This is a genomic window from Variovorax sp. YR752 (assembly GCF_943372545.1).
Map to the genome: position 1 here is coordinate 1 of NZ_CALRZC010000113.1, position 24,649 is coordinate 24,649.

22 protein-coding genes, 1 other RNA gene and 1 pseudogene are annotated in these 24,649 nt (G+C 68.9%); 2 read left to right on the top strand and 22 right to left on the bottom strand.

The annotated features are described in order from the left end of the window. From ftsW to AAG801_RS23775, 13 genes are all read right to left on the bottom strand, one after another. A partial coding sequence (gene ftsW / locus AAG801_RS23715; RefSeq protein ID WP_341890574.1) for a putative lipid II flippase FtsW occupies positions 1-1,197 on the bottom strand: 1,197 nt, incomplete at its 3' end. Further along, the gene (gene murD / locus AAG801_RS23720; RefSeq protein WP_341890575.1) at positions 1,194-2,741 is read right to left on the bottom strand and encodes a UDP-N-acetylmuramoyl-L-alanine--D-glutamate ligase; all 1,548 of its coding nucleotides are present in this window, start codon (positions 2,739-2,741) and stop codon (positions 1,194-1,196) included. The genes ftsW and murD, both read right to left, overlap by 4 nt. Further along, positions 2,741-3,919, bottom strand: a complete 1,179-nt coding sequence (mraY, locus tag AAG801_RS23725) for a phospho-N-acetylmuramoyl-pentapeptide-transferase (RefSeq protein ID WP_341890576.1) — start codon at positions 3,917-3,919, stop codon at positions 2,741-2,743. The genes murD and mraY overlap by 1 nt, the downstream gene beginning before the upstream one ends. Beyond that, positions 3,909-5,294: a UDP-N-acetylmuramoyl-tripeptide--D-alanyl-D-alanine ligase gene (murF, locus tag AAG801_RS23730; protein WP_341890577.1), complete on the bottom strand. Its 1,386-nt coding sequence runs from the start codon at positions 5,292-5,294 to the stop codon at positions 3,909-3,911. The genes mraY and murF overlap by 11 nt, the downstream gene beginning before the upstream one ends. Positions 5,295-5,400: 106 nt before the next feature. Next, positions 5,401-6,879, bottom strand: coding sequence for a UDP-N-acetylmuramoyl-L-alanyl-D-glutamate--2,6-diaminopimelate ligase (locus AAG801_RS23735; protein ID WP_341890578.1), 1,479 nt, complete (start codon positions 6,877-6,879; stop codon positions 5,401-5,403). Then, complete coding sequence (locus AAG801_RS23740) at positions 6,879-8,705, bottom strand: penicillin-binding protein 2 (RefSeq protein WP_341890579.1); 1,827 nt, start codon at positions 8,703-8,705, stop codon at positions 6,879-6,881. The genes AAG801_RS23735 and AAG801_RS23740 overlap by 1 nt, the downstream gene beginning before the upstream one ends. Continuing rightward, positions 8,702-9,001 (bottom strand): cell division protein FtsL, encoded by a 300-nt coding sequence (gene ftsL, locus AAG801_RS23745; protein WP_341890580.1) that lies wholly within the window; start codon positions 8,999-9,001, stop codon positions 8,702-8,704. Before ftsL ends, AAG801_RS23740 begins: the two co-directional genes overlap by 4 nt. Further along, complete coding sequence (gene rsmH / locus AAG801_RS23750; RefSeq protein WP_341890581.1) at positions 8,998-9,936, bottom strand: 16S rRNA (cytosine(1402)-N(4))-methyltransferase RsmH; 939 nt, start codon at positions 9,934-9,936, stop codon at positions 8,998-9,000. The genes ftsL and rsmH overlap by 4 nt, the downstream gene beginning before the upstream one ends. Continuing rightward, a complete protein-coding gene (locus AAG801_RS23755) occupies positions 9,936-10,376 on the bottom strand; it encodes a division/cell wall cluster transcriptional repressor MraZ (RefSeq protein WP_341890582.1) in 441 nt (146 codons plus the stop codon). The genes rsmH and AAG801_RS23755 overlap by 1 nt, the downstream gene beginning before the upstream one ends. A gap of 234 nt (positions 10,377-10,610) precedes the next feature. Then, positions 10,611-12,179, bottom strand: a complete 1,569-nt coding sequence (locus tag AAG801_RS23760) for a methyl-accepting chemotaxis protein (protein ID WP_341890583.1) — start codon at positions 12,177-12,179, stop codon at positions 10,611-10,613. A 144-nt stretch (positions 12,180-12,323) separates the two neighbouring features. Continuing rightward, entirely contained in the window at positions 12,324-12,893 is a 570-nt protein-coding gene (locus tag AAG801_RS23765) for an NnrU family protein (protein ID WP_341890584.1), read from the bottom strand. 47 nt (positions 12,894-12,940) lie between these two features. Beyond that, the gene (locus AAG801_RS23770; protein ID WP_341890585.1) at positions 12,941-14,005 is read right to left on the bottom strand and encodes a carbonic anhydrase family protein; all 1,065 of its coding nucleotides are present in this window, start codon (positions 14,003-14,005) and stop codon (positions 12,941-12,943) included. An 85-nt stretch (positions 14,006-14,090) separates the two neighbouring features. Then, positions 14,091-15,296, bottom strand: coding sequence for a multidrug effflux MFS transporter (locus tag AAG801_RS23775; RefSeq protein WP_341890586.1), 1,206 nt, complete (start codon positions 15,294-15,296; stop codon positions 14,091-14,093). A gap of 69 nt (positions 15,297-15,365) precedes the next feature. Between AAG801_RS23775 and AAG801_RS23780 the strand changes: the two genes are divergently transcribed. Continuing rightward, positions 15,366-15,869, top strand: coding sequence for a hypothetical protein (locus tag AAG801_RS23780; protein WP_341890587.1), 504 nt, complete (start codon positions 15,366-15,368; stop codon positions 15,867-15,869). 14 nt (positions 15,870-15,883) lie between these two features. On the opposite strand, the gene rnpB is transcribed toward AAG801_RS23780, so the two are convergent. The 4 genes and pseudogenes from rnpB to pyrC form a co-directional block, all read right to left on the bottom strand. After that, positions 15,884-16,230, bottom strand: an RNA gene (gene rnpB / locus AAG801_RS23785) — RNase P RNA component class A. Positions 16,231-16,245: 15 nt separating this feature from the next. Next, positions 16,246-16,953 (bottom strand): annotated as a pseudogene (locus AAG801_RS23790) (DUF3025 domain-containing protein); the annotation flags it as partial. Next, a complete protein-coding gene (locus AAG801_RS23795) occupies positions 16,953-17,813 on the bottom strand; it encodes an NYN domain-containing protein (protein ID WP_341890588.1) in 861 nt (286 codons plus the stop codon). The gene AAG801_RS23795 and the pseudogene AAG801_RS23790, both read right to left, overlap by 1 nt. Positions 17,814-17,839: 26 nt before the next feature. After that, a complete protein-coding gene (gene pyrC / locus AAG801_RS23800; protein ID WP_341890589.1) occupies positions 17,840-18,871 on the bottom strand; it encodes a dihydroorotase in 1,032 nt (343 codons plus the stop codon). Between the two features lie 98 nt (positions 18,872-18,969). Between pyrC and AAG801_RS23805 the strand changes: the two genes are divergently transcribed. Continuing rightward, positions 18,970-19,869 (top strand): DUF4394 domain-containing protein, encoded by a 900-nt coding sequence (locus AAG801_RS23805; RefSeq protein ID WP_341890590.1) that lies wholly within the window; start codon positions 18,970-18,972, stop codon positions 19,867-19,869. Positions 19,870-19,895: 26 nt separating this feature from the next. On the opposite strand, the gene AAG801_RS23810 is transcribed toward AAG801_RS23805, so the two are convergent. From AAG801_RS23810 to AAG801_RS23830, 5 genes are all read right to left on the bottom strand, one after another. Continuing rightward, positions 19,896-20,630, bottom strand: coding sequence for an amino acid ABC transporter ATP-binding protein (locus AAG801_RS23810; protein WP_341890591.1), 735 nt, complete (start codon positions 20,628-20,630; stop codon positions 19,896-19,898). Between the two features lie 11 nt (positions 20,631-20,641). Then, positions 20,642-21,310 carry an amino acid ABC transporter permease gene (locus tag AAG801_RS23815; RefSeq protein ID WP_341890592.1) on the bottom strand — a complete coding sequence of 223 codons (669 nt, stop codon included), beginning with the start codon at positions 21,308-21,310 and terminating at the stop codon, positions 20,642-20,644. After that, complete coding sequence (locus tag AAG801_RS23820) at positions 21,307-22,011, bottom strand: amino acid ABC transporter permease (protein WP_341890593.1); 705 nt, start codon at positions 22,009-22,011, stop codon at positions 21,307-21,309. Before AAG801_RS23820 ends, AAG801_RS23815 begins: the two co-directional genes overlap by 4 nt. Positions 22,012-22,141: 130 nt before the next feature. Beyond that, positions 22,142-23,044 carry an amino acid ABC transporter substrate-binding protein gene (locus AAG801_RS23825; RefSeq protein WP_341890594.1) on the bottom strand — a complete coding sequence of 301 codons (903 nt, stop codon included), beginning with the start codon at positions 23,042-23,044 and terminating at the stop codon, positions 22,142-22,144. Positions 23,045-23,160: 116 nt separating this feature from the next. Beyond that, positions 23,161-24,591: an aspartate ammonia-lyase gene (locus AAG801_RS23830; RefSeq protein ID WP_341890595.1), complete on the bottom strand. Its 1,431-nt coding sequence runs from the start codon at positions 24,589-24,591 to the stop codon at positions 23,161-23,163. Positions 24,592-24,649 lie beyond the last annotated feature (58 nt).

Here is a 24,649-nt window from a genome sequence, read left to right on the forward strand (position 1 = left end):
GATCGCCGAGCCGCCGTAGCTCATCAGCGGCAGCGTCAGGCCCTTGGTCGGCAGCACGCCGAGGTTGACGCCCATGTTGATGAAGGCCTGGCCGCCGAACCAGATGCCGACGCCCTGTGCGTACAGCCCCGCGAACACGCGGTCCAGCGCGATCGACTGGCGGCCGATGTGGAAGATGCGCCGCGTCAGCCAGAAGAACGCGACGATCACCGCGGCCACGCCGACGAAGCCGAGTTCCTCGCCGATCACCGCGAGCAGGAAGTCGGTGTGCGCCTCGGGCAGGTAGTGCAGCTTCTCGACGCTGCTGCCCAGGCCCTGACCGAAGAACTCGCCGCGGCCGAAGGCGATCAGCGAATGCGTCAGCTGGTAGGCCTTGCCGAGTGCGTACTCCGGGTCCCAGGGGCGCAGGTAGGCAAAGATGCGCTCACGCTTCTCCGGGCTCGACGCGATCACCAGCACGAAGGAGCCGACCAGCACCGCGCCGCTGAGCAGGAACATGCGCCCGTTGACGCCGCCGAGGAACAGGATGCCCATCGAGATGATGGCCACCACCATGAAGGCGCCCATGTCGGGCTCGCGCAGCAGCAGGAAGCCGGTGAAGCCCAGCGCCACCGCCATCGGCCAGACGGCGCGCACGAAATTTTCCTTCACGTCCATCTTGCGCGTCATGTAGCTGGCGGCGTACATCGCCATCGCCACCTTGGCCAGTTCGCTGGGCTGGAAGTTGATGACGCCCAGCGGGATCCAGCGCCGCGAGTTGTTGACCACCTTGCCGATGAAGGGCAGCAGCACCAGCACGAGCAGCACCAGCGCGGCGACGAACACCCACGGCGCCGCCTTCTCCCACACCGCCACCGGAATCTGTACCACCACCACCGCGGCCAGCACCGCGATGCAGATCTGGATCGCATGGCGCGTGAGGAAATGCGAGTTCGCGTAGCGCGCGAACTTCGGGCTGTCGGGCAGCGCCACCGAGGCGCTGTAGACCATCACCAGGCCGAGCGCGAGCAGGCCGACGATCACCCACACCAGCGCCTGGTCGAAGCCGAGCAGGCGCGGCGGCTGGCCGCTGCCGACGTTGATCCAGTCGCGCACCGGCACCGATCGGCCGTCGTCCTTCTTCTTGCGCCCTGCCAGCCAGCCGGCAATGCGCTCGCGCCAGCCTTGCCACGGTGAACGGGCCAGGGTCGTGCTCATGTGGACAGCTCCCCCTGGTCGGCCGCCAGCGACTGCACCGTGGCGACGAACACCTCGGCGCGGTGCGCGTAGTTGCGGAACATGTCCAGGCTGGCGCAGGCAGGGCTGAGCAGCACGGCATCCCCCGCATGGGCGCGCTGGAAGCACCAGCGCACGGCGTCTTCCAGCGTGTCGTGGCGCTGCAGCGGCAGCGCGAGGCCGGCGAGCGCCTCTTCGATGCGCGGCGCGTCGCGGCCGATGGTGGCGACGGCGCGCACATGGCGTTCCACCGGCGCGCGCAGCGGCACGAAGTCCTGCCCCTTGCCGTCGCCACCGAGGATGATCACCAGCTTCGCCGGCGCCTTGTCGGCACCCAGGCCGTCGAGCGCGGCGACGGTGGCACCGACGTTGGTGCCCTTGCTGTCGTCGAAGGCGTCGATGCCGCCGACCGTGGCCACGAAGGCCACACGGTGCGGCTCACCCTCGTATTCGCGCAGGCCGTGCAGCATCGGCGCCAGCGGGCAGCCGATCGCCGTGGCCAGCGCCAGCGCGGCCAGCGCGTTGGCGGCGTTGTGGCGACCGCGCACACGCAGCGCATCGGCAGGCATCAGGCGCTGGATGTGCAACTCCTCCTCGGCCTCGCCCTTGCTGCGCTTGATCGTCTCGTCGGCCTCCATCGCGCGCACCAGCCAGGCCATGCCGTTCTCGCTGCGGATGCCGAAGTCGCCGGGGCGCGCCGGCTCGCCGAGACCGAAGCGCAGCACGTGTCGCTCGATCGGCCTGGCGCCACGGCCCTTCTGCGGGATCGGTTCGGGCACCAGCTTCGCGACCGCCGGATCGTCGCGGTTGATCACCATCACAGCGCTCTTGCCGAACACACGCGCCTTGGCGGCAACGTAGGCAGCCATGGAGCCATGCCAGTCGAGGTGGTCCTCGGTGATGTTGAGCACGGTGGCGGCGTCCGGCTCGAAGCCCTTGGCCTCGTCGAGCTGGAAGCTGGAGAGTTCGAGGACCCACACCTCGGGCAACGGCTGCGGTTCTTCCTCGCGCGCCGCGGCGGCCAGCGCGTCGGCCAGCGTCTGCAGCATGGTCGGCCCGATGTTGCCGGCCATGGCCACGCGGCGCCCGGCGCGCTCGACCAGCAGCGCGGTCATCGCCGTCGTCGTCGTCTTGCCGTTGGTACCGGTGATGGCGAGCAGCTTCGGCGCATAGCCCTGCGCCTCCTTCAGGTCGGCCAGCGCACGGGCGAACAGTTCCAGTTCGCCCTGCATCAGCACACCAGTCTCGGCTGCGCGCGCCAGCGGGCCGGCGATGCGCGCGTCGGTGGGCGCGAGGCCAGGGCTCTTGAGGACCAGCCTGACGCCGGCGAAAGCCTCGTCGGTCAGTTCGCCGCGCAGGCGCTGCACCTGCGGCAGTTGTTCGGCGAGCACGGCGTCGTTGGGCACAGCGTCGCGCGAGTCCCACACACGAACGCGCGCACCGTGGCGCACGCACCAGCGCACCATCGCGAGGCCCGATTCGCCGAGGCCGAGCACGATCACGTCGATGTCGTTCAAGTGATTCATCAGCGCAGCTTCAGGCTCGCCAGGCCGATCAGGCACAGCAGCATGGTGATGATCCAGAAGCGCACGACGACCTGCGTCTCCTTCCACCCCGACTTCTCGAAGTGGTGGTGCAGCGGCGCCATCTTCAGGATGCGCCGGCCGGTGCCGTACTTCTTCTTCGTGTACTTGAACCAGGCGACCTGCGCCATCACCGACAGCGCTTCCATCACGAACACGCCGCCCATGATCCCGAGCACGATCTCCTGCCGGGTGATGACGGCGATGGTGCCGAGCGCGCCGCCGAGCGAGAGCGCGCCGACGTCGCCCATGAACACCTGTGCGGGGTAGGTGTTGAACCACAGGAACGCCAGGCCCGCGCCGGCCATCGCGGCGCAGAAGATCAGCAGCTCGCCGGTGCCGGGGATGTACGGGAACAGCAGGTACTTGCTCCACACCGCGTTGCCGGTGACGTAGGCGAACACGCCCAGCGCCGAGCCGACCATCACCACCGGCATGATGGCCAGGCCGTCGAGGCCGTCGGTCAGGTTCACCGCGTTGCTCGCGCCGACGATGACGAAATAGGTCAGCGCGATGAAGCCGAACACGCCCAGCGGGTAGCTGATGGTCTTGAAGAAGGGCACGATCAGGTCGGCCTTGGGCGGCAGGTCATTGGAGAACCCGCTCTGCACCCAGCGCAGGAACAGCTCGAGCACGCGCAGGTTGGAGGTCTCGGAGACGCTGAAGGCGAGGTAGAGCGCCGCGATCAGGCCGATCACCGACTGCCAGAAGTACTTCTCGCCCGAGCGCATGCCTTCCGGGTTCTTCTGCACCACCTTGCGCCAGTCGTCGACCCAGCCGATCGCGCCGAAGCCCAGCGTCACCAGCAGCACGATCCAGACGAAGCGGTTGCTCCAGTCGAACCACAGCAGCGTCGACACCGCGATGCCGATCAGGATCAGCACCCCGCCCATGGTCGGCGTGCCGCTCTTGGCCAGGTGCTCCTGCACGCCGTACTCGCGGATCGGCTGGCCGATCTTCAACTCGGTCAGGCGGCGGATCACCCACGGGCCGAAGGCCAGGCCGATGAGCAGCGCGGTCATCGCCGCCATCACCGCGCGGAAGGTGAGGTACTGGAAGACGCGGAAGAAGCCGAACTCCGGCGACAGCGTCTGCAACCACTGGGCGAGGCTAAGCAGCATGCGTGCCCCCTTCCATCAGGGCGGCGACGACACGCTCCATCTTCATGAAGCGCGAGCCCTTGACGACGATGGATGCAGCGGCCGGCGCCTCGGCCAGCGCCGCGATCAGCGCCGGTGCGTCGGCGAAGTGGCGTGCGCCGCTGCAGGCCTGCGCGGCATGCCGCATCAGTTCGCCGGCCACCCACACCTGCTCGATGCCACGCTGCTTCGCATAGGCACCGACCTCGGCGTGGAAGGCCGGCCCCTGGTCGCCCACCTCGCCCATGTCTCCGAGCAGCAACCAGCGCGGGCCAGGCAGCCCGGCGAGCACGTCGATCGCCGCGCGCACCGAATCCGGGTTGGCGTTGTAGCTGTCGTCGACCAGCGTGACGCGCTGCCCGCCGCGGACGATGGCCTTGAGCTGCGAGCGGCCCTTGACCGGCTCGAAGGCCTGCAGGCCGCGCACCGCCGCATCGAGCGGGCAGCCGGCCGCCAGTGCGCAGGCGGTGGCGGCCAGGGCGTTGCGCACGTTGTGCGTGCCGGCGACGCGCAGCTCGACCAGGGCGCTGCCGGCCGGCGTGTCGAGCGAGAGCGTCCAGTGGTCCACCGACCACACGGCACGGCCGGTGACCTCGGCCTCACCCTCGCTGGCAAAGCGCATCAGGCGGCGCGCGCCGGCGAGTTCGCGCCACAGCGGCGCATGTTCATCGTCGGCCGGGAACACCGCCGTGCCGTCGGCCGGCAGCGCGGCGATCACGCAACCGTTCTCGCGCGCCACCGCCTCGACGCTGGCCATGAACTCCTGGTGCTCGCGCTGCGCGTTGTTGACCAGCGCAACGGTGGGCGCGGCGATGGCGGCGAGCTGGGTGATCTCGCCGGGATGGTTCATGCCCAGTTCGACCACCGCGGCGCGGTGCCACTGCTCATCGTTCTGGCGCAGGCGCAGCAGCGTCAGCGGCACGCCGATGTGGTTGTTCAGGTTGCCTTCGGTCGCCAGCGCCGCGTCGCCCTGCCACGCACGCAGGATGCTCGCGATCATCTGCGTCACCGTGGTCTTGCCATTGCTGCCGGTCACCGCGATCAGCGGCAGCGTGTGGCGCGCGCGCCAGCCGCCGGCGAGCTGCAGCAGCGCAGCGCCGCTGTCGGCCACTTCCAGGCCGGGCAGGTCAAGCGCTTCCAGGCCGCGCTCGGCGATGGCCGCCACCGCGCCACCGGCCCTGGCCTGGGCGAGGAAGTCGTTGGCGTCGAAGCGCTCGCCGCGCAGCGCGACGAACAGGTCACCATGGCGCAGGCTGCGCGTGTCGGTGTGCACACGATCGACCGTGATGGCCGGGTCGCCGATCAGCCGCGCTTCGGGCAGCAGCGAGTACAACCTCGCCAGGGTCGTCATGCTCATGACAGCCCCTCGCCCGCCGCGTACGTCGGTCGATCCCCCGAGGGGATGCGGGCCGGCTCGGGAGCGGCCCAGCGCTCGGCCCGCCTCGTCTTCGGCGTGGTCATGCTCATGCTCTCGCCTCCAGGGCGAAACGCGCCTCGGCGATGTCGGAGAACGGCTGCTTCACGCCGGCGATCTCCTGGTAGTCCTCGTGGCCCTTGCCGGCCAGCAGGATCACGTCGTTCGGCCCGGCCTCGCGCACCGCGGTGGCGATCGCCTTGCGCCTGTCCTCGATCACCTTGACACGCTCCTGGCTGCCCGCCAGCCCGGCAACGATCTGCAGCAGGATGAAGGCCGGCGCCTCGTGGCGCGGGTTGTCGCTGGTCAGCACGACGCAGTCGGCCAGGCGCTGCGCGATCGCACCCATCAGCGGGCGCTTGGCGGTGTCGCGGTTGCCGCCACAGCCGAACACCGCCCACAGCCGGCCGCCGCGCTGCTCGGCGAACGGGCGCAGCGCCTGAAGAGCCTTCTCCAGGGCGTCGGGCGAATGGGCGTAGTCGACCACCACCTCCGGCCCCGGACGTGAGGCCTCGACACGCTGCATGCGGCCCGGCACCGGCGTCAGCACCGCGCAGGCCGCGGCGGCGTCGCGCAGCGGCACACCCAGCGCACGCAGCCCGCCGAGCACGGCCAGCAGGTTGGAGACGTTGTACTCGCCGATCAGCGTGCTGCGCACGGCCGCGTGTTCGGCGCCTTCGTGCACTTCGAAAGCGAGGCCACCATCGCGGTACGCGATCGCCTGGGCGCGCAGGCGTGCGGGGCGATGCAGCGAGTAGGTCCAGGCCTCGGGGCCATGCAGCCGCGCGACGATCTCGTCGCCCTTGGGATCGTCGAGGTTGACCACCGCAGCGCGCAGCCCCGGCCAGTCGAACAGGGCGCTCTTCGCGTCCCAGTAGGCCGCCATGCTGCCGTGGAAGTCGAGGTGGTCCTGCGTGAAGTTGGTGAACAGCGCGACCGTGATGCGCGTGCCGGCCAGGCGCTGCTCGATGATGCCGATCGACGAGGCCTCGATCGCGCAGGCGGCAAAGCCTTGGTCGACGAAGCCGCGCAGCGCGTGCTGCAAAGTCACCGGGTCGGGTGTGGTCAGGCCGGTGGATTGCAGGCCGTCCGGCGGTTCACCGATCCCGAGCGTGCCGATCACGCCGCAGCGCCGGCCGAGGTGGCTCAGCGCCTGCGCAGTCCACCACGCGGTCGAGGTCTTGCCGTTGGTGCCGGTGGTCGCGACCACCTGCAGCGTCTCGCTCGGCTGCGCCCAGAACGCCGCCGCGATCTCGCCCGTGTGCGCCTTCAGCCCGGCCAGCGCCGCCACCGGTGCCTCGGCGCCGAAGTCGAAGGCCTCGACGCCGTCGGCCTCGACGAGGCACGCCACCGCCCCCGCGGCCAGCGCCGCCTTGACGTACTGGCGGCCGTCGAGCGCGTGGCCGGGCCAGGCGATGAAGGCGTCGCCCGCTTGCACGCGACGGCTGTCGGTGGTCAGCGCGCGCACGCGGCGGCTGGCCAGCCAGTCGCCGGCGGCGTGCACGTCGGTCAGGCGCTGCGGCACCATCAGTAGCTCTCCGCCACGGCCGGGACGTCGCGCGCGACGATCTGCGACTTGACGTCCAGGTCAGGCTGCACGCTCATCGAGCGCAGCGTCTGCTGCACCACCTGGCTGAACACCGGCGCGGCCACGTCGCCGCCGAAGAACTTGCCCGCCTTGGGCTCGTCGATCATCACCGCGACGACGATGCGCGGCTTGTCGGCCGGCGCCATGCCGACAAACCAGCCGCGGTGCCGGTCTTGCGCGTAGCGCTTCTCCTTGTCCAGCCACTTGCGTGAGGTGCCGGTCTTGCCGGCCACCGAATAGCCCGGCACCTGTGCCTTCAGCGCCGTGCCGCCGGGCTGGGTGACCATGGCGAGCATCTTGCGCACCGCCCGTGCAGTCTGCGGCGACACCACTTGCTGGCGCACCTGCGGCTCGACCGGGTCGCCATCGGGCGGCAGCACCAGAGACAGCGGCACCATGTCGCCGTCGCGCGCGAACACGGTGTAGGACTGCGCCAGCTGCATCAGCGATACCGACACGCCGTAGCCGAAGCCGATCGTCGCCTGGTCGATCGGCCGCCAGGCGGTGTGCGAACGCAGCTTGCCGGTGACGCGGCCGGGGAAGTCGATCTGCGGCTTCTGGCCGAAGCCGACGCGGGTGTACAGGTCCCAGATCTCGCGCGCCGGCATGGTCATGGCCATCTTGGCGGTGCCGACGTTGCTCGACTTCTGCACGATCTGCTCGACCGTCATCGCCGGCAGCGGGTGCTCGTCGGTGATCGGCAGCCCGGTGATGTAGAGCTTGCCGGGGTAGGTGTTGAGCACGTCGCTGGCGCGAAAGCGGCCCGACTCCAGCGCCAGCGCGGCGATGAACGGCTTCATCGTCGAGCCGGGCTCGGCGGTGTCGACCAGCGCGAGGTTGCGTCGCGCGCGGGCTGGCGTGCCACCGCGCACGCCCGGCACGAAGCTCGGATAGTTGGCCATGGCCAGCACGCCGCCGGTCTGCGTGTCGAGCACCACCACGCTGCCGCTGCTGGCACGGTGCTCGGCCACCGCGTCGCGCACGCGCTGGTAGGCGTAGAACTGGATCTTCGAGTCGATGGTCAGGCGCAGGTCCTTGCCGTCGACCGGCGCGACGCTGTCGCCGATGTCCTCGACGACGCGGCCGAGCCGGTCCTTGATGACTCGGCGCGTGCCGTCGGTGCCGGAGAGTTCGGACTCGTGCGCGAACTCGACGCCTTCCTGGCCGTGCTCGTCGGCATTGGTCGAGCCGACCACGTGGGCGGCCGACTCGCCTTCCGGGTACTTGCGCTTGTACTCGCGCACCTGGTGCACGCCCTTGAGGCCGAGCGCGGCCACCTCCTTGCCGACCTGCTCCTCGGCCTGTCGGCGCAGCCACACGAAGTTCGGGTTCTTCTCCAGCTTGTCGTCGAGCTCGGCCGCGCTCATGCCCAGCACCCTGGCCAGCGCGCGCTTCTGGGCGCGGTCGGCCTCGAAGTCCTTCGGGATCACCCAGATCGACGGCGCTGGCACACTGACCGCGAGGATCTGGCCGTTGCGGTCCAGGATGCGGCCGCGGCTGGCCGGCAGGTCGAGCTGGCGCGCGAAGCGGATCTCGCCCTGCTTCTGGAAGAAGTCGTTGCCCAGCACCTGGATGTATAGCGCGCGGCCGAGCAGCACGATGAAGCTCGCCGCCACCAGGGCGACGATGAACTTCGAGCGCCACGGCGGCGTCTTCGAGGCCAGCAGCGGGCTGCTCGAGTAGGCGACGCTGCGCACCGGGGTGGCGCCGCTGCGCGAGCGTGCCGCGCCCTGGCGGGTGCGCTGGAACAGGCGTCCGAGCTTCATCGCGCCCCTCCCGCCGCCGGGGCCGATGCGGGCGCTGCGTAGGTCACGTACTGGGTCACTGCAGGGGTGGCGCTGCGCATCGCCAGCCGTTCGCGGGCGATGCGCTCCACCTTCAGCGGCGTGGCCTGCGCCTGGCGCTCGGCCTGCAGTCGCTCGTGCTCGGTATCCAGCGCCTTCTCCTCGTTGCGCGCGGCGTCGAGCTCGGCGTAGAGGCGGCGTGAGTCGTAGGACACACGCACCAGGTGCACGCTGCTGGCCAGCAACATCACGAAGAGAATGATGTTCAGCCGGTTCACGACGGCACCTCCGTGCGCTCGGCCACGCGCATCACCGCCGAGCGCGAGCGCGGGTTGGCGCGCACCTCGGCGTCGGAGGGCTTGATCCGCCCGAGCGACTTCAGCCGGTGCGGCTTCTCCGGCGCGAAGGGCGCGCGGCGGTCGACCTCGCTGCGGCTCTCGCGCGCGATGAAGGTCTTCACGATGCGGTCTTCCAGCGAATGAAAGCTGATCACGACCAGGCGTCCCGAGGGCTGCAGCAGTTCGACCCCGGAACTCAGGCCTTGTTCGAGCTCCTCAAGCTCGGCGTTGACGTGAATCCGAAGGCCTTGAAATGTGCGCGTTGCAGGGTCCTGGCCCGGTTCGCGGGTCTTGACCGCACGAGCCACGACTTCGGAAAGCTGCCCTGTGGTTCGAACAGGGTTCCCGCTCTCGCGCCGAGCAACAAGCGCCTTTGCAATCGGTACAGCAAACCGTTCTTCCCCATGTTCACGGATCACCTCTGCGATCAAGCGCTCATCGGCGCGGGCCAGGAAATCCGCCGCGCTTTCCCCGCGCGTCGGGTCCATGCGCATGTCCAGCGGCGCATCGAATCGGAAGCTGAAACCGCGCGCCGGGTTGTCGATCTGCGGCGAGCTGACGCCCAGGTCCAGCAGCAGTCCGTGAATACCCGTCACGCCCAGCGAGGCGAGCGTGTCCTTCATCGCGCCGAAGCGGGCGTGGTGGATCGAGAAGCGGGCGTCTTCGATGCCCGAGCGGGCCGCTGCCACCGCTTCCGGATCGCGGTCGAAGGCGATCAGCCGGCCGCTCGGCGAAAGCCTCGCCAGCAGCGCGCGCGCGTGCCCGCCGCGGCCGAAGGTGCCGTCGACGTACACACCGTCCGGCGTGGTCAGGAGCGAATCGATCGCTTCGGCCAGCAGGACAGTGGTGTGTTGCCATTCGTCGCCGCGTTCCATCAGAGGATAAAGTTGCGAACCGACTCGGGCATCGGCGTGGAGCGCACCGTCGTCTCCTGCTCCAGGTAGCGCCGCTTGTCCCACATCTCCAGGCAACTGCCCATGCCCAGCATGTACACGTCGCGCGAGAGGTCTGCGTACTCCTTGAGCGCAGGCGCGATCAGCATGCGCGACGAGCCATCGAGCTCGACCTCGGTCGCGTTGCCGAGGAACAGGCGCCGCCAGCCGATCGACTCCATCGGCAGCGCCATCACGCGCGCCGCGAAGTCTTCCCAGGCCGCCGGCGGGAACACCAGCAGGCAGCCGTCCGGGTGCTTGGTGATCGTCAGCTTCGCCGCCCCCATCGCAGACAAGACCTCGCGATGGCGTGCGGGCATGGCCACACGCCCCTTCACGTCCAAGGTCAGATCCGCAGGGCCCTGAAAGCCGAGATTCGCCACAAAAACCCACTAAAGTGCACTTTGCGCCACTTTAGCGGATGGGTCATGCGCGGGTCAACGAAGTTGTAAAGAAAAATCAGTGAAATCAATCACTTAGCGCCATCTTTTGAGGCAGCTTCGCGCAATATCTCTTTCAAAAACAAAGACCTGCGCGATGCACTGAAAGTGAACACTGAGGTTGATGCCATGAAAAAGGGCTGCCCGCGGCAGCCCCTTGTTTCGGGAGGGTCAGGTTCAGGCAGCGACCGCTGACCGGGTGCGGAAGATGCGCACCGCCTCGGAGACCACCTCCGCCTGCCCGCTCAGCGAGCTGGACGTGGCCGCCAGTTCCTCGACCATCGCGGCGTTCTGCTGCGTCAGCGTGTCCAGGTTGGCCACCGCGGCATTGACCTGGACCACGCCGGTGGATTGCTGCTCCGAGGCCATGCTGATGTCGTTGACCAGCTGCGTGACGCGCTGGACCGCGTCGAGCGTCTGCAGCACGGTCGCGCCGGTGTCGGCCACGAGCTTGGTGCCTGACTCGACCTTGTTCGCCGAATCCTCGATCAGCGCCTTGATCTCGCGCGCTGCCGCGCTGGTGCGCTGGGCCAGTTGGCGGACTTCGGTGGCCACCACCGCGAAACCGCGGCCGGCCTCGCCGGCCCGCGCCGCTTCGACGGCGGCATTGAGGGCCAGGATGTTGGTCTGGAACGAGATGCCGTCGATCACGCCGATGATTTCGCCGATGCGGCCGGAGGACTGGCGGATCTCTTCCATGCGACGCGTGGCGTCTTCTGCCGACGCGCCGCCGCGGCGCGCCACGTCGGTGGCCTGCTGTGCCAGTTCCGCAGCCGAACGGGACGCGGCGGCGTTCTGCCGGATCGTCGCGGTGATCTCTTCCAGCGACGCGGCGGTCTGCTGCAGGTTGCTCGCCTGCGACTCGGTGCGCGAGCTGAGATCGTGGTTGCCGCCGGCGATCTCCCGCGATGCGGTGTTGATGCCATCGACCTCGCGGCGCACGTCACCGACGATCGCCTGCAAGTTGACGTTGAGTTGTTCGAGCCCGCGCATCAGCTGGCCGACCTCGTCGAGCCGCTGGGCGGAATCGTTCTTCTGGGTCAGGTCACCGGCAGCGAGCCGGTTGGCCGCGTCGCTGGCATGCGCGAACGGCGCGGTGGCCATCGAGCGCAGCCACAGGCCGGCAACGATGGCCGCGGCGGTGCCCACCGCCAGTTCCGTCCACAGTGCCGCGCCTGTCAGCACGGCGGCCACTGCCACGGCCAGCGGCCCCGTTGCCGCCGCCAGAGCAATCCGTGCGCCGAAGCCCGGGCGCAGGTGGCTGGCCAGCCAGCCGGCGGCCGTGCGCTTGCGAAGTTCGCCGCGGTGCAGCGTCGTCACGATGCGGCCGGCCTGCGCCTCGGCGCGCATGGTGGCATAGAGTGCCTCGGCCGCATCCACTTCGGCACGCGAAGGTTTGGTCCGCACCGACATGTAGCCGGTGATGCGGCCTTCTTCCTTGACCGGCGTGACATTGGCGCGCACCCAGTAGTGATCGCCGGTCTTGCGCCGGTTCTTCACCAGTGCCGTCCACGGCTGGCCCGACTCGAGCGTGGCCCACATGTCGCGGAAGGCTTCGGCCGGCATGTCCGGGTGGCGGATCAGGTTGTGCGGCTGGCCGATCAATTCCTCGCGGCTATAGCCACTGGCGACGACGAAGCCGGGATTGCAATAGGTGATCCGACTCTTCAGATCGGTGGTCGAGACCAGCGTGGCGCCATCCTCGATGAGGTATTCGCGCTGGGTGACCGGGCCGGTGGCTCTCATGAAAACTCTCCAGTACAGCAAGGGACTGCTGGAGGAATTTTCGGCCGCACCGATACGCGACTTAAGGGCAGCGAGGCGGCGGAAAGCAGCGCTTCTTTGCCAGAAGAGCACTGCCTTTGTCCTGGGTCAAGGCCACACCGTGCCCTAGATCAAGGCCACGCCAATCAGCCACGCATGACCGACCTTCACGAACAGGCCATACAGCGCCAGGCCACCGACCACCGCGATCACGTCGTTGAAGCGCCCCGCCGGTGCGCCCGGCACGGCGCGCGGGGTGCGCCGCTTCATCGAGATGCGGTCGGCCACCGCCCAGGCCAGGAAACCGCCGAACAGCAGCACGTCGGCCAGGTTGCCGTTGGCCAGCAGGTGCGACGTGGCCCAGAGCTTGGTGGCCAGCAGCATCGGGTGCTTCGCCGCCGACTTGATGCGCCCGGGCAGGTAGGCGGCCAGCAGCAGCACGAACACCGGCAGCATCAGCAGCAGCGCAACGTGGCGCAGCGCCACCGGCGGCGCGTACAGCAGCACCGGCGACTGGCGCGCCTGGCCGTAGCCGATCACCAGCAGCGCGAAGCCGACGATGGACAGCAGCGTGTAGACAGCCTTCCACGGCTTCTCGCCGAGCCGCGCCACCTGCGCATCGCGCCAGGCCGGCGCAACGATGGACACCGAGTGAACGCCGAGGAAGATCAGCAGGCCGAGGATCAACAGGGTCATGACACGCATCCGTGAGTCGGGATGCGCGCGAGTCTAGACGCTGTCGTTCAGTTTGATTCCTTGACCAGGCGGCCGGAGGCCGACTGGATCGGCCGTGCATTCATCGGGTACAGGCGCGAGAAGATCGCGATCTGGTCGGGCGAGACCGGCACCGGCTGCTTCATCACCATCCACAGCACGCCCTCGCTGCACGGCGGCGTGGTCAGCGAACCCATGTAGGTGAAGTAGCTGCGCTCCGGCGGCAGCAGCGCGTTCATGTCGATCGTGCCTCTGGCGGCCACCTCGTCCCCCTTCTCCAGCGGCAGGTTGTTCCAGATCGTCTGCACCAGGGGCTGCGCACTGCCGCGGTCGAGCAGCACGGCGATGACCGCGAGGCGCCCCTCCAGGTCCTTGTGGACCAGGTGAGCCACCATGTCGAACTGCCGGCCGTCGATGCGCTCCTCCGACGGGCGGTGGAAGTGGAACTGCAGCAGCTCGAAGCGGCGGCCCATCACCTCGATCGAGTTGCCCGCGCCGACGTTGACCTGGATGGTGTGGCCGTTGTCGATCACGCGGAAACTGCTCGGCTTGTACTCGAACTGCACCGGATCGAGCTGCACCTTGATGCCGTCGCGGATGTCGATCGGGCTTTGCCGCTTGCCGCTCGAGCAGGTGGCGAACTCGGGCTTCATCGCTCCCCAGCTGGCCGGGCCGCCTTCGCCGTCGTAGCTCCAGTGCGCCGCATGGCCCTTGCCGTGGTCGGGAGCAGCCAGCTTCGGCCGAGGCGGCTTCGCCGCGGTGTGGGCCGCTCCCACCGCCGGTACGTGCGCCGTGGCGGCCTGCGGCCGCGCGGCCACACGCACCACGTTCGGGTCGGCCGGCGCCGCCTTGGTGGCGCCGAGCTTCTCGGCCAGCCGCTCGCGCAGCTTGTCCATCGGGTCCTGCGGCGGCGTGGCGCGCTCGACGGGCCTGGCCGGCGCCGGCTCCGCGGGCGGCGCGGCAGCGGCCTTCTTCGCTGCAGCAGGCTTCTCGTCGTGGCCATGGCCGTCGGCGGCCGGCGCGGATGCGGCGAACCCCGCAAGCGACAGGGCAAGGACGAGGCGCGCGAGGCGCAGGGCAGGTACAGCGGGCATGGCGTCGGACTCCGTGGCCCCGCGAAGACGCGGGGACTCGGTCCGATATCGGCGCTTCGGGCACCGGCTTGAGCGGCGGCGCCGCTCAGGTCACGTGCGGCTTGACCCAGATCCAGGCGACCACGCCGATGCTCATCATCAGCAGCGAGGCCGTGGCCAGGGCGACGGTGGAGTGCATCACCAGCGGCGCGATCACGCCGGCCACCAGCCCGTTGGCCACGCTGCCCACGCAGGCCTGCAGCGAGCTGGCCATGCCGCGCCGGTCGGGCGCGAGGTCGAGCACCATCAGCGTGACCACCGGCACCATCAGCGCCCAGCCGAAGGCGAAGATCGCGATCGGCCACAGCGCCCACCAGGCCTGCGGCTCGAACAGCAGGTTGAGCACCAGGTTGGTCACCGATATCAAGAGCATGATCACGAAGCCATGGCGGATCTGGTGATGCGGCTTGATGCGCCCGGCGAGCCGGCCGGACAGGAAGGAGCCCGCCATGATGCCGGCGATGGTCAGCGTGAAGAACCAGAAGAACTGCCCCGGCCCGAGGTGCAGCAGCTCGCCGAGGAACACCGGCGCCGACAGCACGTAGAGGAACATGCCGTTGAACGGGATGCCGCTGGCCAGCGCGAGCATGAAGAAGCGCGGGTTGGAGGTCAGCTGCCAGTAGCCGCGCAGCAGGTGCGGCACATTGAAGGGCTGCTTCTGCGTGGCATGCAGCGTCTCGGGCAGCAGCTTCCAGTTGGCGACCCACAGGATCACACCCACCGCCGTCAGGAACCAGAAGATCGCGTGCCAGTCGGCATGGATGAACAGGAAGCCGCCGACCATCGGCGCGACTGCCGGCGCCACGCCGAAGTAGATCGTCACCTGCGACATCACGCGTTGCGCGTCGGCCGGCGGGAACATGTCGCGGATCACCGCGCGCGAGACGACGATGCCGGCCCCGGCCGACATGCCCTGCACCGCACGCCAGAACACCAGCGTGCCGATGTGCTCGGCCAGCGCACAGCCGGCCGAGGCGATGGTGAAGGCGGCGATGCCCCACAGCACCACGGGCCGGCGGCCGAAGCTGTCGGACAGCGCGCCGTGGAACAGGTTCATCACCGCGAAGCCGAACAGGTAGGCCGACAGCGTCTGCTGCATCTCGGTCGGCGTGGCGCCGATCGACTGCGCGATGCCGGAAAAGGCCGGCAGGTAGGTGTCGATCGAGAAGGGCCCGAGCATGCCCAGGCAGGCCAGCAGCAGCGCGAGGGCCCAGCGCGGCGCGCGCCAGAGTGTGTTTGCGTCGGGATTCATCGGGAAGCGAGCGAGTGTAGCGGCGGCCTGCCGGCGGCGCAGAATCGGGTCGTGTGAATGGAGGCGTGCATGCCGCGATGGAGAAAGGTCCTGCTGATTCCCGTGATCGCGCTGATCGGGTCGATGGCCCCGGCGGCCGCGACAGACCGCGACCTGCATGCCTACTGGGACGGCCGCTGCAAGGACTGCCACGGCGACTCCGGCGCCTTCGCACGGCGCACGCTGCGGGTCGAGGACGGACGGCTCGTCGGCACGCACCACCGCGCGACACTCGAGCAGTTCCTGCACAACCACTACCTCGCCGACGATCTGGTGGCGCCGGTGATGCAGATGCTGCAGGCCCAGGCCGCTGCGTCGCCGGTGTTCAAGGAGCAGTGCGGCCAATGCCACGGCAGTGCCAGCGAGTTCGCGCGCAAGTCGCTGGCGATGAAGGACGGCACGCTGACAGGCCGCGCCAGCCAGCGCCCGGTGCAGGACTACCTGCGCCGCCACGGCGGCCTGGCGCCAGAGCAGGTCGCGCCGATGGTGAAGACGCTCGAGCGTGTGCTCGGCGAGGTCGGCGGCACGCCCTGACGCCGAACGAATTAGTGTGAAGCGGGCCGATAGGCCGGATTCTGTGCGTCGGCGTCCTCTTGCGAAGATGCCGCCGTGACCGCCATTCCTCTGGGCCGTGCATCGCTGCACGGCTCGGTGCCACCTACCCGCCGGCTCCGCGGGGCCACATCAATGCCGGCCTATTCGGTGTTGCTGCGCGTAGAGATTGCCCGTTTCACCCGAAGCGCCCCTCTTGCGAAGAACGCCCCGACTCGTCTCTGTTGCTCTGATCCTCGGCTCGCGCCGGACAGCCGTTAGCTGCTACGCCGCCCTGTGCAGTCCGGACCTTCCTCCCGTGCAACCTTTCGGTTCTCGCACCGGCGGCGGTCTGGCCCGCTTCACGGGAGCGATTATCCCGCGCCGGGCGGAACACGTCGGCATCGTCGTAGAAGGCCTCGTTATCGTTGGCCGGCCACCAGAGCGGCACGCCCAGCACCGGCAGCGGCAGGAAAGGCTTGCAGGCCCACCGTGCGGCGTCGATTCCCCGGGCCTCCTCGGGTGGGCCGGCCGCCGCCCACAGGTGCGCGGTGATCGGCTTGCGCGGCGCCACCAGCTTCTCCAGCAGCGCATGGCCGACCGGCACCAGGCGCGCCGCCGACCAGTCCGCGCGGTGGGTGACGAACAGCGCGTGCCAGTCGCGCCGCTGCAGGGCCTGCAGCAGCGACGGCGGCGCCTGCCACCAGGCGCCGTTCTCGTCGAACAAGGTCAGCGCGTCGCGCAGCGGGCCGCGCGCCGCACCGATGCCTTCGATCTCGATCTGCGCCGCATGCAGCTGGTTCAGCCTGGCCTTCAGCCGCGGGAAACGCAGCCAGACCAGGCCGTTGAACAGGTCGTGCAGGTTGTCTCGTGTCGGCACGCGGCCGCTGCGGTGGATGAAGGCCTCGTAGGCCTCGCCGGGCGGCAGCTCGGCCTGCGGCACGAAGCGCACATCGCCCAGCGCCACCGCCACGCTCGCCCCGCCGTCGAGCCGATCGATCACCGGCCGCGCGAGCGCGGCGTATTCGGCCAGCCAGGGCGCGTGCCAGTCGATCGCTCGCCAGAACGGCGTGGCCGGCTCCGGCATCAGCCCCGGGCGGGTTTGGCCTGGCGCTTGTCGCGCAGCACGAACTGGGAGCCGCGGCGGTCCAGCTCGAACAACTGGGTCGCCTCGATCAGGTCGATCAGCTTGCGGTAGCCGTAGTTGCGCGGGTCGAAGGAGGCCTGGTTGCCGATCTGCTGGCCGACCGAGCCGAGCGAGGACCAGCCGTCCTCGCCAGCCGCCGACTCCACCGCGTTGCGCAGCAGCGTGACCAGCCGTGCGTCGCGCTTGAGCGCCGTGCTGTCGAGCTTGCCGGGCGCCGCGTCGATCACGATGTCGACCGCGGCCGGCGCAGCCGCCGCCGGCTCGGCCTTCTTGCCGCCGCGCGGCTTGCGCCCCGCAGCCGACTTGGCACGCGGCGCCTTGTCGCCCTTCTCGTTCTCCTCGGTCATCGGTGCCTCACCTGCGGCACCCAGATGTTCGAGGAACAGGAAGCGCGAGCAGGCGTTGACGAAGGGCATCGGCGTCTTCTTCGCGCCAAAGCCGAACACCTGCGCGCCCTTGGCCCGCAGGTGCATGACCAGCGGCGTGAAGTCGCTGTCTGACGAGACGATGCCGAAGGCGTCGGGGCCGTCGCTGTAGAGCAGGTCGAGCGCGTCGATCACCAGGCCCATGTCGGTGGCGTTCTTGCCCTTGGTGTAGTCGAACTGCTGGATCGGCCGGATCGCGTACTCGTGCAGCACGTTCTCCCAGCCCTTCAGCCCATCCTTCTTCCAGTTGCCGTAGGCGCGCCGCACGTTGACGACGCCGAGCTTGGCGAGCTCGGCGAGGATCACGTCGATCTTGCTCGACGGCGAGTTGTCGGCGTCGATGAGCAGCGCGATGCGCGGTTGTTTTTCGATCATGGTGGCCTTTCGGACCGGTGGTCGGTTCAGACCTGTTGCCAGGCCAGGGTCTCGCCGCCGCGCAGCGGCTTGAGTTCGGCCTCGCCGAAGGGCACGCTCTCGGGCAGCGTCCAGCGCTGGCGCTTGAGCGTCACCGTGCCGGGGTTGCGCGGCAGCCCGTAGAACGCCGGGCCGTGGAAGCTGGCGAAGCCCTCCAGCTTGTCAATCGCGCCGGCAGCGTCGAAGGCCTCGGCGTACAGCTCCAGCGCACTCAGCGCCGTGTAGCAGCCGGCGCAGCCGCTGGCGTGTTCCTTCAACTGCGCCGGGTGCGGCGCGCTGTCGGTGCCGAGGAAGAACTTGCGGCTGCCCGAGGTCGCGGCATTGACCAGCGCCTTGCGGTGCTCCTCGCGCTTGAGCACCGGCAGGCAGTAGTAGTGCGGCCGCACGCCGCCGAGGAAGATCGCGTTGCGGTTGTAGAGCAGGTGGTGGGCGGTGATCGTCGCCGCCGTCTTCGGCCCGGCCTCGCCGACGTACTGCACCGCCTCGCGCGTGGTGATGTGCTCGAAGACGATCTTCAGCTCGGGGAAGTCGGCGCGCAGCGGGATCAGCTTCTGGTCGATGAATGCCTTCTCGCGGTCGAACAGGTCGATCTCCGGGTCGGTGACCTCGCCGTGCACCAGCAGCGGCAGGCCTTCGCGCTGCATGGTCTCGAGCGTCTCGTGGCAGTGGCGCAGGTCGGTCACGCCGGCGTCGCTGTTGGTCGTCGCGCCGGCCGGGTAGAGCTTGACGGCGACGACGCCGGCCTCCCTGGCGCGGCGGATCTCGTCGGGCGGAAGCTTGTCGGTCAGGTACAGCGTCATCAGCGGCTCGAAGGCCGTGCCCCGGGGCACCGCGGCGAGGATGCGTTCGCGGTAGGCCAGCGCCTGCGCCGCGGTGGTCACCGGCGGCTTCAGGTTGGGCATGATGATCGCGCGGCCGAACTGGCGCGCCGTGGCCGGCACGACGGCGGCCATCGCCGCGCCGTCGCGCACGTGCAGGTGCCAGTCGTCGGGTCGGGTGATCGTCAGGGTGTCGTTCATCGGATCATTCTCGCATCGGCCTCATGTCGACGAGATGCGCTGGATCGACCGCGCAGTTTGCGGCTTCGGTGCGCCGTGACTTGACGATGATCGCAGCCATGTCCGACCTGTGCCTGCCGTCCATGCCTCGCAACACGCTTCGCCTTTGCGCGCCCGTCATCGCGACCGCGCTCGCCGCCTGCACCACCGCTGCCGGCGAGAAGCTCGGCCCGGTGGCGCGCGAGACCATCCACGCGGTCACCGCATCGAACCAGCTGCTCGCCTTCAACGCCGGCCAGCCGCAGAAGATCCTGTCGAAGCGCGCGCTGAGCGGCCTGCACGACGGCGATCGCCTGATCGGCATCGACTACCGCGTCGCCAAGGGGCAGCTGTTCGGCCTCGGCCGCAGCGGCCAGCTCTACCGCATCGACGCTGCCAGCGGCGCTGTCACGCCGGTGGGTGCGCCGGTCGCGCTGCCGGCCGGCGGCGAGTTCGGCGTCGACTTCAACCCGACGGTCGACCGCATTCGCGTGGTCAGCGACCGGGGCTTCAACCTGCGGCTTCACCCGGACACCGGCGCCGTGGTCGACGGCGACCCGGCCCAGCCGGGCGCGCAGTTCGACGGCCGCCTCGCCTACGACGCCGGCGACCGCCTCTCCGGCCAGACGCCGCGAGTCGTGTCGGCCGGCTACACCTACAACAAGGACAACGAGAAGATCACCACCAACTACGCGCTCGACGGCGCCGGCGGCATGCTGGTGCACCAGGGCACGAAGGAAGGCGTGGTGCCGGCGGTCTCGCCGAACAGCGGGCGCCTGTTCAGCGTCGGGGCGCTCGGCACCGGGCCGTTCGCGCAGGCCAGCTTCGACATCTCCGACGTCTCGAACGCCGCCTACGCCGGCATCACCGAGGCCGCCCGCACACGCTGGTACCGCATCGACCTGGCCAGCGGCAAGGCGAGCTTCATCGGTACCGTCGGCGGCGGCGAGCCGATCACCGGCAGCGCGATCGAACCCTGAGCGCCACGCTCGCGCGGCGCCCGGGCTCAGTGCTGCAGGATCTTCGAGAGGAACTCCTTGGCGCGCGGGCTGCGCGCATCGGCGTTGCCGAAGAACTCGTCCTTCTTGCAGTCCTCGACGATCTTGCCGGCGTCCATGAAGATGACGCGGTGGCTGACCCGCTTGGCAAAGCCCATCTCGTGCGTGACGACCATCATCGTCATGCCTTCCTTGGCCAGCAGCACCATCACGTCGAGCACCTCGCCGACCATCTCCGGGTCGAGCGCCGAGGTCGGCTCGTCGAACAGCATCACGATCGGGTCCATCGACAGCGCACGGGCGATCGCCACGCGCTGCTGCTGGCCGCCGGACAGCTGGCCGGGGAACTTGTCCTTGTGCGCCGACAGGCCGACGCGGTCGAGCATCTTCAGGCCGCGCGTCTTGGCTTCGTCCGGCGAGCGGCCGAGCACCTTGATCTGCGCGATCGTCAGGTTCTCGGTCACCGACAGGTGCGGGAACAGCTCGAAGTGCTGGAACACCATGCCGACGCGGCTGCGCAGCTTGGGCAGGTTGGTCTTCGGATCGCTGATGCTGACGCCGTCGACCACGATGTCGCCCTTCTGGAACGGCTCCAGCGCATTGACCGTCTTGATCAGCGTGCTCTTGCCGGAACCCGACGGGCCGCAGACGACCACGACCTCGCCCTTCTGGATGCTGGTGGTGCAGTCGGTCAGCACCTGGAAGCTGCCGTACCACTTGCTCACGTTCTTGATGTCGATCACGGCAAAGCCTCCTAACGAATGATCTGGATCTTCTGCTGCAGGCGGCGCACGAGCATCGACAGGCTGAAGCAGATGATGAAGTACACGACGGCAGCGACCAGGTAGGTCTCGACCGGGCGGTTGAAGTTCTTGCCGGCCACCTCGAAGCCCTTGAGCAGGTCATAGGCGCCGATCGCGTAGACCAGCGAGGTGTCCTGGAACAGGATGATGGTCTGCGTCAGCAGCACCGGCAGCATGTTGCGGAAGGCCTGCGGCAGCACCACCAGCTGCATGCACTGCGCGTAGCTCATGCCGACCGCGTAGCCGGCGTGGACCTGGCCCTTGGGCACGCTCTGGATGCCGGCGCGCATGATCTCCGAGTAGTAGGCTGCCTCGAACACCGTGAAGGTGATGATGGCCGACAGCTCGGCGCCCATCGGCCGCCCGATCAAGAGCGGGATGAGCAGGAAGAACCACAGGATCACCATCACCAGCGGGATGGAGCGCAGCGTGTTGACGTAGAACGCCGCCGGCATCACCAGCCACTTCTTGCCCGACAGCCGCATCAGCGCGAGCACCGTGCCCAGCGCGATGCCGCAGATCATCGCGATGATCGTCAGCTGCACCGAGAAGATCAGGCCCTTGAGGACGAAGCCGGAAACGACGTTCCAGTTGAGGAAGCTGAAGTCGAGGGCGGTCATTTGCCGCCTCCGATCATTCCGGGCACCTGCACTCGCTGCTCGATGAAGAGGGCGATGCGGTTGATCGCGAACGCGGAGATGAAGTACAGCGCGGTGACGGCGAGGTAGATCTCGACGCCGCGCGAGGTTTCTTCCTGCGCCTGCATCGCGAACATCGTCAGCTCGGCGATGCTGACCGCGAAGGCCACCGACGAGTTCTTGACGATGTTCATCGACTCGCTGGTCAGCGGCGGGATGACGATGCGAAAGGCCATCGGCAGCAGCACGTAGCGGTAGGTCTGCGGCAGCGTCAGGCCCATGGCCAGGCCGGCGTAGCGCTGGCCCTTGGGCAGCGTCTGGATGCCGGCCTTGACCTGCTCGGCGATGCGCGCCGAGGTGAAGAAGCCGAGTGCGAAGACCACCAGCACGAAGCTCGGCACGCTGCGCAGGCTGGTGAAGATCGACGGGATCACGTGGTACCAGAGGAAGATCTGCACCAGCAGCGGGATGTTGCGGAACAGCTCTGTCCACGCATTGCCGAGCCAGACCAGCGGCTTGCTCGGCGTGGTGCGCAGGATGCCCATCAGCGAGCCGACCAGCAGCGCCACGACCAGCGAGCACAGCGCCACCGAGAGCGTCCAGCCCCAGGCCGACATCAGCCAGTTGAGGTAGGTCTCGCCCCCTCCGGTGTCCTGCAGGAACACCTCCCAATCCCACTTCATCGTGCCGCCTCCTGTTGTTCTGTGCCGGCCGGCCCCCAAAAAGAAAAGCGCGACGCGGATGGCCCGACGCCGCGCTCCCCCAGCATAAGCAAGCCCTGCGCCCGCAGGCGTCAGGGCTTCCCAGGGGGGCTTACTTCTTCATGTACTCCTCGACCGGCTTGTCGTTCGGGCTCGCCCAGGCGGCCTTGGTCGCGTCGCTGGCCGGCAGGCCGACCTTGGTGTTGGACGGCGGGATCGGCTGCACGAACCACTTGTCGTAGGTCTTGGCCATGTCGCCGCTCTTGATCTGGGCAATGATGCTGTCGTCCACCGCCTTCTTGAAGGCCGGGTCGTCCTTGCGGATCATGATCGCGATCGGCTCGACCGACAGCACCTCGCCGACGATCTTGAAATCGGCCGGGTTCTTCGCCTTGGCGATGTTGCCGGCAAGGATCTGGCCGTCCATCACGAAGGCATCGGCGCGGCCGGACTCGAGCAGCAGGAAGCTGTCGGCGTGGTCCTTGCCGAACACTTCCTTGAAGTCGATGCCGGCGCCGCGCTCGTGCTTGCGCAGCAGTTGCACCGAGGTCGTGCCGGTGGTGGTGGCGACGGCCTTGTCCTTCAGCTGGGCGATCGAGGTGATGCCCGAGTTGGCCTTCACCGCGATGCGCACTTCCTCGACGAAGGTGGTGACGGCGAAGGACACGTCCTTCTGGCGCGTGGCGTTGTTCGTGGTCGAGCCGCACTCGATGTCGACGGTGCCGTTCTGCACCAGCGGAATGCGGTTCTGCGAGGTCACCGGCTGGTACTTCACTTCCAGCTTGGCCAGGCCGAGCGACTTCTGCACGTCGGCCAGCACCTTGGTGCAGACCTCGTAGTGGAAGCCGGCGTACTTGCCGTCGCCCAGCGTGTAGCTCAGTGCGCCGGAGGACTCGCGCACGCCCATCGTGACGCTGCCGCTTTCCTTGATCTTCTTCAGCGTGTCGGCCTGTGCGCCGACCGCGACCATGGCCGCGGCCAGGGCGACCGACTTGATGAGCATCGTCTTCTTCATGCTGACTCCTGCAGTGAGGGTTGAGAGGGAGAGAAACGGGATTCTAGGGAGCGGGGACACGCGGGTTTGCCCGTGCTTGCCCTCGGAGCGAGGGTCAGGTGCAACCTTCGTGCCATTCACGCGACCAGCCGAACCGGCTGGGTGAGGCGCTCGGGCACCAGCAGAGCCGCCATCTCGGCGCGGCTCATGATGCCCAGCCGCTCGGCGGTCTCGGCGATCGTGCCGCCTTCGGCCAGTGCGGTCTTGGCGATCAGCGCGGCCTTCTCGTAGCCGATGATCGGGTTCAGTGCCGTCACCAGCGTCACCGACTCGGCGACGCGCCGGCGCAGCAGTTCATGGTTGGGCGTGATGCCTTCGACGCAGTTGACCTGCAGCGTGCGGCAGGCGCGCGTGAGGTGGGCAATGCTCTTGTGCAGCGACCAGCCCATGATCGGCTCGAAGGCATTGAGCTGCAGCTGCCCGGCCTCGGAGGCCATGGTGATGGTGACGTCGTTGCCGATCACCTCGAAGGCGACCTGGTTCATCACCTCCGGGATCACCGGGTTGACCTTGCCCGGCATGATCGACGAGCCGGCCTGGCGCGCCGGCAGGTGGATGTCGCCGAAGCCGGCCTGCGGGCCGGAGCTGAGCAGCCGCAGGTCGTTGCAGGTCTTGCTCAGCTTGCAGGCCACGCGCTTGAGCACGCCGGAGAGCTGCACGAAGGCGCCGGTGTCCTGCGTCGCCTCGACCAGGTTCGCGGCCATCACCACCGGCACGCCGCTGGCCTGCGCGAGCAGCGGCACCACCGTCTCGGTGTAGCCGGCCGGGGCGTTGATGCCGGTGCCGATCGCGGTGGCGCCGAGGTTGACCTCGCCGATCAGCGCACGCGCCTCGCGCAGCCGCTGCTCGTCCTCGCCGATCATCACCGCGAAGGCGAGGAACTCCTGGCCGAGCGTCATCGGCACGGCATCCTGCAACTGCGTGCGGCCGATCTTCAGCACGCTGCGGAACTCGGCCGCCTTGGCCTCGAAGGCACCGCGCAGCGCGGCCATCGCGGCGATCAGCTGGTCGATGCCGGCCCAGGCGGCCAGGCGCAGCGCCGTCGGGTAGACGTCGTTGGTGCTCTGCGAGGCGTTGACGTGGTCGTTCGGGTGCAGGTGCTGGTACTCGCCACGCGCATGGCCGAGGTGCTCGAGCGCGCGGTTGGCGATCACTTCGTTGGCGTTCATGTTGGTCGAGGTGCCGGCGCCGCCCTGGATCACGTCGACGACGAACTGCTCGTGCAGCGCACCGCCGATCAGGTCGTCACAGGCGCGCTCGATGGCCTCGGCACGGCGCGCATCGAGCACGCCGAGCTTGGCGTTGGCACGCGCCGCCGCCTTCTTCACGAAGGCCAGCGCACGGATCAGCTCCGGCCACTGCGCCAGCGTCTCGCCGGAGATCGGGAAGTTCTCCACCGCACGGGCGCTGTGCACGCCCCAGTAGGCCTCGGCGGGAATGGGCTGGGTGCCGAGGAAGTCCTGCTCGGTGCGGGTGGCGCCGGGCGCCTGCGGGGTGGGTTTCGACATGGGGGCGGACTGTAGGTCCGCAGGCCCGCTGCAGGCCAATGCCGTTTCGCGGCCGGGG